Source organism: Acinetobacter kookii, assembly GCF_900096895.1.
GTDB classification, from domain to species: Bacteria; Pseudomonadota; Gammaproteobacteria; order Pseudomonadales; family Moraxellaceae; genus Acinetobacter; species Acinetobacter kookii.
Window position 1 is genome coordinate 36,611 of record NZ_FMYO01000015.1, and the last position, 12,709, is coordinate 49,319.

Below are 12,709 nucleotides of genomic sequence, written 5' to 3' on the forward strand. Positions count from 1 at the left end.
TGTATTTATTTGTAAAATAGCGCAAATTCCATAAATTATAGCTAAAAATCGTTATTACATAAGCTTATGATTTTTATTGTGAACTTAAAAAATAGAAAAAATATTGGCATTTTAAGCCTGATTAATTGGAGTAAATGCTCTATTTTTTTAGAATGAACTTGCTTAATATTTGTGGCGTGAACGGATACTCGTCAAACAACAAGATTCCAAAAGGACCTAAATAATGAAAAAAACGATTTTTACATTGGCAACATTTGCTGCTGTCGGCTTAGCGAGCACAGCGCAAGCTGCTAAAGTCGATGTATGTGTATTCGATTTACTGGGTAAATCGGGTGAATCTTTTCAAATGGCTCAGGAATGGGCACTGGCTGCCAAAGGATGGGGCGCGGAGATTAATCTTATTCCACGTCAAGATGAAGCAGTTGCAGATAATGACTTTAAAGCCGGTAAATGTGACGGCGTGTTTATGACCGCGATGCGTGCTCGTCAATACAACAAATTCGTAGGCTCTATTGATGCTCTCGGTGGTGCACCCAGTAATGCGATTGCTCAGCGTGCCATCACTTTTGCTTTGGATAAACGTAATGCGCCGAAAATGGTCAGTAATTTAGGCGGCAAAAAATATGAAGTGGCGGGTATTTCACCTTTAGGTTCGGCTTTTATTTTTGTACGTGATAAACAGATTGACTCGATTGAAAAAGCAGCAGGCAAAAAATTTGCCGTATTGGGTTATGACGATGCACAAAAAATTATGGTGCAGCGTGTAGGGGCGCAAGCGGTGATCTCTGACGTATCTAACTTTGTCGCAAAATTCAATAATGGACAGGTAGATATGGTGGGTGCACCAGCCTATGCGTATAAGCCTTTAGAAATCTATAAAGGTTTAGGTTCCAATGGTGCAATGTTTAATTTCCCTGTACTCCAGGTGACCGCAGATTTTGTGATCCGTCCAGACCAATTTCCGGCAGGCTTTGGTCAAAAATCACGTGATTGGTTTGTGAAAAACTTACCAAAAAGTTTTGCCCTGATTAATCGTCTGGAAGCCAATATTCCAGCCAAGTTTAAATTGAACCTGAATGCAGAAGATAAAACCAAATACCAGAAATTATTGCGTGAAGGCCGTATGGATATGACCAAACGTGGTATTTATGATGCAGGCATGATGGGGATTTTGAAAAAGGCCCGCTGTTCTGTCGATAAAGCGAATTTCGAATGTTCACTTGGTGGTGAATGATATTGATTTATAAAAGGAAGGCCTAGATTAAATCTGGGCTTTTTTGTCGCTTGGATTTTGTCATCTTTGCCATTGTGGTGAGTAAAAAAAGTCGTAATCTTTAAAAAACAGTAAAATTTTGATCAGCCTCAAAAAAAGGTCTTCAAGACCAACCGCTAATGGCTGATGAATAAAAAAAAGCAAAAAACCATTCAATCCAAGATTGAATAAAATAATGATACAAGGAAGAAAAAAATCATGATGCCATGGTCTAAAACACTGCTGCTTGGTCTGGGTTTATGTGCAGTTACCAGTATGACTCAAGCTAAACAAGTGATTTGCGTATTTGATTTAGTGGGTAAAAGTGGTGATGTTTTTGCCCTGATGAAAGATTATCAATTGGCAGCCAAAAATTGGGGTGCCGATATTGAATTGCGTGTAGGCCAGAACGAAGCGGTCATCGCTGAGGATTTTAAAGCTGGAAAGTGTGACGGGATTAGTGTGACCGGTATGCGCGGTCGTCAGTTTAACCATTTTACCGGTTCACTGGATGCCATTGGTGCGATTCCCGATTTAAAACTGGCGGTAAAAGTCATGCAGGGTTTAGCCAGTCCGACTTTTGCCAAACATATGGTGAATAGTAAATATGAAGTGGTCGGTGTAATTCCAGTCGGTGATGCCTTTTTAATGGTCAACGACCGTAATATCAATACTGTAGCGAAAGCCGCAGGTAAAAAAATTGCCGTACTTGATTACGACGAAGCGCAAAAAATTATGGTTCAGCAAGTGGGTGCACAGGCAATTAGTGCAGATGTCACCAATTTTGGCGCTAAATTTAACAATGGCCAAGTCGATATTATTGGTGCACCTGCTGCCGTCTTTAAACCTTTAGAACTTTATAAAGGCTTAGGGAATAAGGGTGCAATTGTGAATTATCCTATTTTACAGGTGACTGGTAATGTGATTATTCGTCCAAATAAATTTCCGGCAGGATATGGGCAAAAGTCACGTGAATGGGTCAAAAGCCAGTTACCTCGTGCCTTCGGGATTTTAGGCAAAATGAAAGCCGATATTCCGCAAAAATACTGGATGCAAATTCCTGAAGCAGATAAGGCAGGCTATCAAAAACTCATGCGCGAGTCGCGAGTGGATTTAACCAAACGCGGTGTTTATGATAAACGGATGATGAAGTTGCTCTGGCAATTCCGTTGTAAGCAAGATCCAAAGAATTTCGAATGTAGTCTGCCGGATGAAAACTACAAACAATCTTGAGAAAAATAGTCTGATTTAACTTTAAATCTGTAAATACTGACCATATATTGGGTATGCTATACTTGATATATGGTCTTTTATATTTCAAGACACCTGAATTGAACAGAGGAATCCCACATGAATGCCCAAGCTCTGGTGCTGACCGACAATGCTGCGAATAAAGTACGCCAATTGCGTGATAGCGAAGGCAACCAAGAATTAATGTTACGCGTTTATGTTACAGGTGGCGGTTGTTCCGGTTTCTCTTATGGCTTTAACTTTGCTGAAAGCATGAATGAAGATGATGCTGAATTTGTCAATGGCGATGTGAAAATGCTGGTCGATTCACTGAGCTATCAATATCTTGTCGGTTCGGAAGTTGATTATGTAGAAGGTCTGGAAGGTTCACGTTTTATCGTGAACAACCCCAATGCAACAACAACCTGTGGTTGTGGTTCATCTTTCTCAATTTAAGCGAATAATCAAATATAAAAAGCCCTCCAAACATGAGGGCTTTTTTATTGCAGTTCAGCTTGCTAAATTGCAGTTTCAAGCTATTTAAATGATTAAGCTTGTAGTTTAGCTGCTTCTAAAATATCAAAAATAACGGTAGTTACATCTTGGCTTAAATCGCGATTGTTAAAAATTTCATAAGCGCTAATGGTGATATCGGTATCGCTTGGCAATAAGCGCTGTTCTTCTTCAATCAAATCTTGAATAGGCAACAGGGTCTGTTTGACTTGTAAATGTAGAATATCTTTATATTCAATATTTTCATCTTCAAGTTCAATCTGTTGCTCATTGAAATAAGGCAAAAGAATAGAATGGAGATAAGGCTGAATCTCAATAATATCAAAAATTTCAATATCGCGAGTCTGCTCAATCGTACTGATGTGATCATTTACTTCAATAAGTATATGGTAGTAACTCACATGCATCTCCACAGGTTTCTGTTGTCATTTCTTGTTATTACCATAACATGAAATTTGCCTGATTGCCGATATCTTACTATTCATAGATTTATAAAAAGTAAGGTTTTTTTGCATTGTATCTCAAGTTGGGCCTAACGCGCCTGTAACAAGGCAATATCAGCAGCGGACAAGCGGAAATTTTGCATGTTTTGATCTTTCATGAGCGGATACATCAGCGCTTGTGGGTCCTGATTATGTTTCAAGCCTAATGCATGGCCAAATTCATGTGCCAGCGTCAAGCGTAAATCTTCAACGGATTCAAATTCGTAGATATTAATTTGCTTGCCATTAAACGAACCTTTATCAAATAATCGCGGCTGAAAGCGCTGATTAAAGCTTTTTACAGAACTATCAATCTGTTGATTAAGCTGATTCAGGTCATCGACCTGCAGATTGAGTTGCTGGATTTTCTGATTATAAATATTGATTTCCTGCTGCAGTACAAAAATTTGCTGTTGTAATTGATTTTGCTGCTGCATGAGCTGGTCACGTTCTGAAGGCGGGATTCCGCCATGCTGATTAATGACGGCTATCTGCTGATTGTATTGTTGTAACTGCAGACCTAATTGGTGTTTTCTCGCTTCGAGCATGGCATTGGTACGATCTAGCTCATCTTTGAATTGCTTCAGTTGCTGGTTTTTATTGACCCACACTTGCTGGTTGTGTTGAATCTGTCCGATTTGCTGGCGACGTTGCATCGATTCATCTTGGCGTTGGTCATAAATTAAATGGATGGTGAGCTGGGCATCGGGATCATAAACAAAATAGTCTTGGCCTGTACCTGCTTTCCAGATGTCAATGGCTTGCTGGCTGATCTGTTTCAGTTCATTTTCACTCAGGCCAAAACGCGGATCAACTTCAGCAATGCGGTAACGTAACCGGGTATCGAAAGGATGCTGTATACGATCCAGCAGCTTGTTGTTGCGAATTTGGGGATGATTTCGGGTTTGATAGGTCATGCCTAAAAGAAAGATGACCAAAAGGCTGAGTAGCACTAAGCGCATAAAAGCTTAAAAACATTATTTTTTATACTGTATAACAATTAAGCAAAAATAAAAATCAAAAAACCGCGCTTTTGTGCGGTCTTTTTTAAATTCGATACATTATTTTTTGTCATGCTTAAGTTCAGGAAATTTAGCATCCTAAGCTTTATTTTTTAAACTGATCAATTTGTTTAGGCAAATTAGAATGATAGATGAAGATTAGACCTACAAAATTAAATAAAAAAATAATAAGTTCAATTAAATATTTAACATGGTAAGAATTCACATTTCGATGATTGAAAGCATAGAAGCTCACTTCATATTTATACACCTGGAAAATAATATAGCTGATTAATCCCAAGCCCAATAAGATAAAGCCTTTTCCATAAGGGTAGCGCTGAGGTACCGATAATATCAGCAACACTATTGCTGATATTAGGAAACCAAGAGCAAAGGCCGCCTCTATACCTAAAGCTTGCAAATAATTAAATGGAGAAAGAAAAACACTCGAGGGTAATACGATAAACAGATTGCCCATCGGGTAGAGCATCATGATTGCAAAGCCAGAAGCAATCAGTAGAAGCTTGATAAAATTATGCATATTTTTATTTTTTAAGTAATTTATATAATTATATGTTAGTCAAAATCCATCCTGTTGCCTATAAGATAACCAAAAAAAACCGCGCTTTTGCGCGGTCTTTTTTCTGTTAATTCGACAAATTATTTTTTGTCATCTTTAACTTCAGTGAACTCAGCATCTACAACGCCGTCATCCGCTTTTTGTTGTTGACCCGCATCACCTTGGAATGCATTTGGGTCAAAACCTTGCGCGCCGCCTTGAGCACCTTGCGCAGCTTCATAAGCGCGTTGAGTGATCGGCATGATGATGTTTTGCAGTGCTTCAGTTTTTGCTTTGATCGCTTCAACGTCATTTTCTTTGGTTGCAGCTTCAAGTTCAGAAACCGCAGTTTCAACCGCAGTTTTTTCGTCAGCAGTCACTTGTTCACCCAAATCTTTTACTGCTTTTTGCGCGCTAGAAACCAAAGCATCAGCTTCGTTACGTGCTTTTGCAAGTTCTTCGAACTTACGGTCTTCTTCAGCATTTGCTTCAGCATCTTTGATCATCGCTTCAATTTCAGCATCGCTCAAACCAGAGTTTGCTTTAATTTGAATTGATTGCTCTTTACCCGTGCTCTTGTCTTTTGCAGACACTTTCAAGATACCGTCAGCATTGATGTCGAACGATACTTCAATTTGTGGCACACCACGTGGAGCAGGTGGGATATCGCCTAACTGGAAGTTACCCAACAATTTGTTTTGTTGAGCCATCTTACGTTCACCTTGGTAAACCGAAATGTCTACAGCTGGCTGGTTGTCTGCAGCAGTTGAGAACACTTGAGATTTCTTCGCAGGAATCGTGGTGTTTTTCTCGATGATTGCTGTTAACACGCCGCCCATCGTCTCAATACCAAGAGTCAATGGAGTTACATCAAGAAGCAATACGTCAGTTTTGTCACCAGACAATACCGCACCTTGAATTGCAGCACCAATTGCAACCGCTTCGTCCGGGTTCACGTCTTTACGTGGCTCACGACCAAAGAATTCTTGTACTTTTTGTTGTACAAGTGGCATACGCGACTGACCACCCACCAGAATCACGTCAGAGATGTCGGAAGTTGAAAGACCGGCATCTTTAAGCGCAATACGGCAAGGTTCAATAGTACGTTCAACCAGGTCAGCCACCAAACCTTCAAGTTTTGCACGCGTTACGTTGATCACCAAGTGTTTAGGACCAGTCGCATCTGCAGTGATGTATGGAAGGTTGATTTCAGTTGCATTAGAAGAAGAAAGCTCGATTTTTGCTTTTTCAGCCGCTTCTTTCAAACGCTGTAATGCCAGTGGATCCTGTTTCAGGTTCACGCTTTGTTCTTTCTTGAATTCTTCAACCAGGAATTCAATTAACGCGTTATCGAAGTCTTCACCACCCAAGAAAGTATCACCGTTTGTAGACAATACTTCGATTTGCTGGTCGCCGTCCAGGTCCGCAATTTCAATGATTGATACGTCGAAAGTACCACCACCCAAGTCGTAAACTGCAACTTTACGGTCGCCTTCTTTCTTGTCCATACCGAACGCAAGAGCCGCAGCAGTTGGTTCGTTGATGATACGTTTCACATCAAGACCGGCAATTTTACCCGCATCTTTAGTTGCTTGACGTTGTGCATCGTTGAAGTATGCAGGAACGGTAATTACCGCTTCAGTGACTGTTTCACCCAAATAATCTTCTGCAGTTTTTTTCATCTTTTTCAAGATTTCAGCAGAGATCTGTTGTGGTGCAAGTTTCTTGTCGTTGACATCAACCCAAGCATCGCCATTGTCTGCCTGAATGATTTTGTAAGGTACCAGACCGATATCTTTTTGTACCGCTTGGTCTTGGTACTTACGGCCGATCAAACGCTTGATTGCGAATAATGTATTTTTAGGGTTTGTGACTGCCTGACGTTTAGCAGACTGACCAACCAGAATTTCGCCATCTTTATAGGCAATAATAGATGGAGTGGTACGAGCGCCTTCAGCGTTGTCGATAACTTTAACTTTGTCGCCTTCAAGTACGGCAACACAAGAGTTTGTTGTACCTAAGTCAATACCAATGATTTTAGCCATTTGGATGCTTCCTCAAAATTATTTTTTGCAATGTTTTTGCTTGTTATCCGATATGAGAGCCATTCAAAATTTTTCAAGTTGTTTGCATGAAAAAAAGTAGAAAAACTCTCGAATTTCTTTACCTTATTGACCCACGAGGACCATTGCTGGACGCAATAAACGGCCTGAAAGGGCATAACCTTTTTGTAATACAGTACCGATTTCACCTGCTTTGACATCAGGTGCAATACCGACTGCCTGATGTAAATCCGCATTGAAACCGTTATTCATGTTGACTTCTACAACATTAAATTTTTCCAGCGTACTGAGTAACGATTTATGGGTCAGTTGTACGCCTTCAAGTAATGGCGATTCAATATCACCAGCCGCCTGAATGGCACGTTCTAAATTGTCGACAGTTTCCAGCAACTCTTTAGCAAACTTCTCAATCACCGTTTCTTTATGCTTTTCAGCATCACGTTGAATACGTTCTACACTTTTTTGTGCTTCATAGACCGCATTGGCTGTACGTGCTTTTTCAAGTTTTAAACTTTCTTCCAACTGGGTAATTTGGGCTTGTAAATCTTCAACTGAAACTGCGGCTTGTTCTGTTTCAGCTTGAGATTCTGCTGTTTTTTGCTCAGCTTGCTCTTGCCCTAGATCTTGAGCGTCTTGATTTTGCTCAGTTGCCATAGATTTACTCCGTTTGAATGGGTTTTTAAACATGTCAGTCCTTTTGGCCTCAGTGCTAACCGCGTTAATCCTGAACTGCCATGAGTGATAATTCATGATTACTACAGAGTTCGGGGCAGACGCTAAAAATTCAAGCGAGACAAGCAATTAAATCTGTTTAATTTGATTAAAATTATTAAAAAGCATTATTTTTTCTAAAATAAAATGTCAGATGATGTGATGATTGCGGGTAAATATCAGGATTTAGACCCGGTTAAGCAGAGCATAGGTGGAACCCTGGTGACTAGCGTATCCTGATCTAAGTAAGCCTATTATTTATAGTGGAGTGAACGGCAGAAATAGCAGTTGCAATAGTCTGAACCGAATTAAGCTATTGATAATAATATGTATGGGAAAGTTCATAGCATGCAAGCAATGAACTTCTTGATGTTTATTTAGACTTAAAAACGATCAATATGCTATAAATTATATATTTCACAAAATTGCTAGGTACGCTTATTATTTAACCCAGATTCTATCGCTGTAGTTTCTTCTTGGTATTTAGAAATGTGTTTTCTAGGCTTATCCAATCTCCGGATAAGCTTTTTTTTTTGCCTGAAATTTTCCGAATACAGAAAAGAAGAGAATTTATGTATTTATTTAGCAAAATTTTATCAGGATTTTGATAGATCTTTACAATTTAAATGCTCATCTAAAGGATGGGGAAATGCGTCATATTTCTGAGTTTTAAATTGGATTAATAATATTAAATACAAAATGTTAATGGTCAAATTTGCGCTGAAACAAGCAAGTCAATTGAGAATTTTAATATTATAAAAACAAGTGAATAATTACATGATTTCGCAAAACTACAACTCAACAGGTGGGCAGTTACAATAAAAATTTTGAATGATAGGCAGCGCAAAGTTGGACTTTGCTTCATAAACTTAACCAACAAGGAAAATATGGATGAAAAAAACCGCTTTATTATCTTTAAGCGTGATTGCTGTTTCATTGACTGCGGTCGGTTGTACTTCTGCCGAAACCACACAAAATCCTGAGACTGCTCAAGTTACCACAGGTCTGGGGGTTTCCACTCAGGCACAACCGGGGGGAATTGGCGTTCAGGCAGATACTTCAGTTCATGCGGGCGCTACCCACTCTGGCTCTGCTTCTCAAAGTTCACAAGCTGCACAGTAATCACCAGGCTATCGCCAGGATGAGATGATTTCTTCTTAGAGTCTTAGAGAAAGCTTTCAGCTGATGGTTGCAATAGATGGTAGCTCGGCTTTTGCTATCATCTATTTAAGAGATATCGCAAAGTTTCGTTGCGGAGAGAATCATGATTTTATCAGCACAGTATTCGATACTAAGCCGGATTGCTGATTCATTAAATAAAGGATATTGAGGGGGAGGAACTGGCAGGGGTGGAATGAGATCATCTCTCACGCTGCTGATGTTCTCGATGATTTGAATCTCGACGGTGATCCCTGCGTTTTTCCTGCACTTTATGCAGTTGCCGTATCTGCACCTTTTTACGCTGCTGTTCTGCGCGCTTACGTTCAATTTCACGCTTTTGGTGATTCCAGCCGGACTGGTTATTGCGACGCTGTTCAGCGATTCTTTTCCGCTGTTCCAATAGATGTTGCTGTTCACGTTTTTTACGTTCCCATTCAAACTGTTTCTGGCGGTTCTGTTCCCACTGACGACGCTCAGACACACGTTTTTTGCGTTCTAACTCTAAATGGTTTTGGCGTTGTTGATATTCCCAACGTTGACGATCCCGCTCAAGTTCATAGCGATAGTCATAACTTGAACCATAAACCCGATCATAATCACGGTCGTAGCGATCATCATAAGCGCCATTGTAGTAGCCACCATCTTCAGGAAATGCCACACAGCCTACAGCTAAAAATGTCGTAGCTAATGAGAGTATAATCAGTCTTTTAGCCATAAGGTGTATCCTTCTTGTGGCAAGGAGTAGCAAAAACACTCCGAAATATACATGGAAATAGTCAATGACAAGGTATAAAAAGAAGATTAGCGTATGAATGTTTTTACTGTGTATACAGATGATTAGACTTATATAAGATTATGGTCACGCATGGGCTGACCATGTAGAAAATGTGAAGATTAAAATAAAAGGAAGATGCAATGATGGTTGCTTTTAGCCGAACTTTACAGACCGTGTTAGAAAAAGGTCAAGGTACAGCTGCACGTACTCTGGACCGGTTACCCAGTTTTGCACAAAAATCTTTAGTTAGAATTTTAAGATATCCCCACCAGTATCCTGAACTTGATCCCTTAATCCAATGCATGATGGCAGCCCAGTTAAGACGTGGCAGTAATGGCTTTGTGAGTGAAGATATTATCCATGCGCGTAAAAGCTTTGATTTGCAAATGCAGTCCATCAAAGCTAAACCTACACCGGTGAAACAGGTGGAAGATCTGCGTTTACCTTTACACAGTGGAACCATTTTCGCGCGACATTACCATCCTGCACCCACTAAAAAATTGCCAATGGTGGTGTATTTTCATGGGGGTGGCTTTGTTGTCGGCAGTCTGGATTCGCATGATGAAGTCTGTCGTTTACTGGCAGTACATGCCAAAGTACAGGTTTTGAGTATTGACTATCCTTTAGCCCCTGAAGCAAGTCCGAATAAACTGATTCAGACCTGTGAAGATGCCTTGGCATGGGTCTATCAAAATAGAAAGCAGCTTAAAATCTTAAAAAATAGGATTTCAGTTGCGGGCGATAGCGCTGGAGGAAATATCAGCACCGTGGTTGCACAACGAGCTGCCCATAAAGTTTATGCACCACAAGCCCAATTACTGCTCTATCCGGCAGTGGATTTTAAAAGCCGTCATCCTTCATTTTATGCCTATAATGAAGGGCTGGTTTTAACCGGTAAAGATGTGGATTTTGTGACCCACTATTATGCAGATACCCATCAGGTTGAACTGGATGATCCGCTCATTTCCCCGACCTATGGCAAACATGACAAATTACCCCCTACGTTTGTGGTGACTGCTGGTCATGATGTATTACATGATGAAGGGGAAATTTATGCCCATAAATTACGTCATCGCGGTGTGAAGGTGCATTATCAGGAATATAGCGATCAAGCGCATGGTTTTGCCAATCTAACACCCGTGTCTTATCGTGCTAAAAAGTATTTTATTGAAATTAGTAAAAACTATAGAAAGTTTTGGGATAAACACGCTTAGCTGTTTAGCTTAAGAACAAGCTGCAATAAAAGTGTTTCACGTGAAACACTTTTTTATTTTTTCTCAATTTTAGCTTTAGGTAAGGTGAGGCTAAATTCTGGCACGTAAAAACTGTGTAAATAGCGGGCCTGAGAAAAATCAGGGAAAATGTCCTGGGTGTTTTTCCAGCTGGCTTGTTTTAATTTGCTGAGTTTACCGCGAAATTGTGGAGTGAATTGATAGCGTAAACCTTGCCAGGCTTGGTAAATATTGAGCAGCCGTGCAGGTAAATGGTGACTATTCACATAAAACGTCTGACTATGTTTATATTTCTGCAAGTGCAAACTCATTTCTTGCTGTTCAAAGCAAATCTTGCAATACACCACATCATCATGGATGAGCCATTCAAACTGGGCCAGCTGTTTTGGAATTCCCCAAAAGTGTTGACCGTTGACCATCGAACTTTCGGTAGAAACATAAATTTTAGGAATGGAAGACAAGCGCCTTTTACTGATTAAAGGATGATCCAAGATCAGCAATTCATCATATGGACCTACAGGAGAATCATGATAACGAACCAAAATCACCTGTACCACGCGGCCAATCGGAGAGGAAGCAATATAAAAATTCTGATGCTGCTCAATAAATTTGGGTGTTAACCAGTAATTCAAAATAAAAGCATCCCCATGTAAATGCCACGGTGGATAAAGGGAAAAAGTAGTTGTGTTTAATTCTTTGCTCATTGTCATACTCGTTTTATCTCAAAAAGAGAAGCTGTTATATTTATATTGAAAGATTAATATATCGACATTCACAATTACAACTTAACGTAGAAGAGTAAAGAAATGTTAAATAAAGCCTTATTTGCTATTAGTGCTGCATGTATGAGTTTGCAGGTGATGGCTGCAAATACCTTGGTAGAAATGAAAACGTCTATGGGGAATATTGAAATAGAGTTATTTAATGACAAGGCACCTATTTCTGCAAAAAATTTTGAAGCCTATATAAAAGATAACTTTTATAACGGCACTATTTTTCACAGGGTGATTCCCGGCTTTATGATTCAGGGTGGAGGAATGGATGCCAACATGGTAGAGAAACCGACCAAAGCACCCATCCAGAATGAATCTTATAATGGGTTAAAGAATGCACGTGGCACTTTGGCGATGGCACGAACCAACAAGCCCAATTCTGCAACAAGCCAATTTTTTATTAATACGGTAGACAATGACTTTTTAAACAGAAGTCAGATGAATGCCGGTTATGCGGTGTTTGGTAAAGTCACTAAAGGCATGGATGTGGTCGATAAAATCACCCAAGTACCGACTGCAAACTTTGGCATGCATCAAAATGTACCCAAGCAAGCTGTGAAAATTATCAGTGTGAACATTAAAGCAGCAGAAGAGAAAAAGTAATAAAAAATAAAGCAGAAATATTTAATTCATATTTTTGCTTTAAAATTATATGTTTATATTTAAATTAGAATAAAAATGAACCAAAAGAGTGCATAAAAATACAACACTTAATAAAACAATCAGTTAAAAGCACTTGCACGTGTACGAAATTGCCCTATAATGAGCTCATCCCGACGCGATACAGCAAACGAACTTAGCTGAACAGGTTAAGTTGTTAGATGTGTATTGCGTTATATTTTCTACTGACGAGGTAGAAAATAGATCATTAAGAGATTATGAAGAACAACTTGTGTGGATTTTTACTGGTTGATCGATCGAAATTATTTTCATTGATTGATGGTAGAAATTACTCGA

Annotated in this window: 13 protein-coding genes; 6 read left to right on the forward strand and 7 right to left on the reverse strand. The window is 39.5% G+C overall.

The features are described from left to right. The first annotated feature begins 223 nt into the window (after positions 1–223). The 3 genes from BLP85_RS14255 to erpA all read left to right on the forward strand — a co-directional run bounded on the left by BLP85_RS14255 (position 224) and on the right by erpA (position 2,938). Positions 224–1,234, forward strand: a complete 1,011-nt coding sequence (locus BLP85_RS14255; RefSeq protein ID WP_092820959.1) for a putative solute-binding protein — start codon at positions 224–226, stop codon at positions 1,232–1,234. Between the two features lie 240 nt (positions 1,235–1,474). After that, positions 1,475–2,485, forward strand: a complete 1,011-nt coding sequence (locus BLP85_RS14260) for a putative solute-binding protein (protein ID WP_092820986.1) — start codon at positions 1,475–1,477, stop codon at positions 2,483–2,485. Positions 2,486–2,602: 117 nt separating this feature from the next. Then, positions 2,603–2,938 carry an iron-sulfur cluster insertion protein ErpA gene (erpA, locus tag BLP85_RS14265; RefSeq protein ID WP_092820961.1) on the forward strand — a complete coding sequence of 112 codons (336 nt, stop codon included), beginning with the start codon at positions 2,603–2,605 and terminating at the stop codon, positions 2,936–2,938. 92 nt (positions 2,939–3,030) lie between these two features. Here the strand turns inward: erpA and BLP85_RS14270 are convergent, their stop codons facing one another. The 5 genes from BLP85_RS14270 to grpE all read right to left on the reverse strand — a co-directional run bounded on the left by BLP85_RS14270 (position 3,031) and on the right by grpE (position 7,754). After that, complete coding sequence (locus BLP85_RS14270) at positions 3,031–3,408, reverse strand: hypothetical protein (protein WP_165493289.1); 378 nt, start codon at positions 3,406–3,408, stop codon at positions 3,031–3,033. A gap of 119 nt (positions 3,409–3,527) precedes the next feature. Continuing rightward, positions 3,528–4,439 (reverse strand): matrixin family metalloprotease, encoded by a 912-nt coding sequence (locus tag BLP85_RS14275; protein ID WP_092820965.1) that lies wholly within the window; start codon positions 4,437–4,439, stop codon positions 3,528–3,530. 145 nt (positions 4,440–4,584) lie between these two features. Beyond that, a complete protein-coding gene (locus tag BLP85_RS14280) occupies positions 4,585–5,019 on the reverse strand; it encodes a hypothetical protein (RefSeq protein ID WP_092820967.1) in 435 nt (144 codons plus the stop codon). 119 nt (positions 5,020–5,138) lie between these two features. Then, positions 5,139–7,082, reverse strand: coding sequence for a molecular chaperone DnaK (gene dnaK, locus BLP85_RS14285; protein WP_092820969.1), 1,944 nt, complete (start codon positions 7,080–7,082; stop codon positions 5,139–5,141). Between the two features lie 123 nt (positions 7,083–7,205). Beyond that, a complete protein-coding gene (gene grpE / locus BLP85_RS14290; RefSeq protein ID WP_092820971.1) occupies positions 7,206–7,754 on the reverse strand; it encodes a nucleotide exchange factor GrpE in 549 nt (182 codons plus the stop codon). 948 nt (positions 7,755–8,702) lie between these two features. On the opposite strand from grpE, the gene BLP85_RS14295 reads away from it, so the two are divergent. Beyond that, positions 8,703–8,933 carry a hypothetical protein gene (locus tag BLP85_RS14295; RefSeq protein ID WP_092820973.1) on the forward strand — a complete coding sequence of 77 codons (231 nt, stop codon included), beginning with the start codon at positions 8,703–8,705 and terminating at the stop codon, positions 8,931–8,933. 238 nt (positions 8,934–9,171) lie between these two features. Here the strand turns inward: BLP85_RS14295 and BLP85_RS14300 are convergent, their stop codons facing one another. Then, complete coding sequence (locus BLP85_RS14300; protein ID WP_092820975.1) at positions 9,172–9,687, reverse strand: hypothetical protein; 516 nt, start codon at positions 9,685–9,687, stop codon at positions 9,172–9,174. 203 nt (positions 9,688–9,890) lie between these two features. Here BLP85_RS14300 and BLP85_RS14305 point away from each other — a divergent pair, with 203 nt between their 5' ends. After that, positions 9,891–10,961: an alpha/beta hydrolase gene (locus tag BLP85_RS14305; protein ID WP_092820988.1), complete on the forward strand. Its 1,071-nt coding sequence runs from the start codon at positions 9,891–9,893 to the stop codon at positions 10,959–10,961. Positions 10,962–11,014: 53 nt separating this feature from the next. Here BLP85_RS14305 and BLP85_RS14310 read toward each other — a convergent pair whose 3' ends face one another. After that, on the reverse strand, positions 11,015–11,683 hold the full coding sequence (locus BLP85_RS14310; RefSeq protein ID WP_092820989.1) for an acetoacetate decarboxylase family protein: 669 nt from the start codon (positions 11,681–11,683) through the stop codon (positions 11,015–11,017). Positions 11,684–11,785: 102 nt separating this feature from the next. On the opposite strand from BLP85_RS14310, the gene BLP85_RS14315 reads away from it, so the two are divergent. Then, positions 11,786–12,355 (forward strand): peptidylprolyl isomerase, encoded by a 570-nt coding sequence (locus tag BLP85_RS14315; RefSeq protein ID WP_092820977.1) that lies wholly within the window; start codon positions 11,786–11,788, stop codon positions 12,353–12,355. The last annotated feature ends 354 nt before the right edge of the window (positions 12,356–12,709 follow it).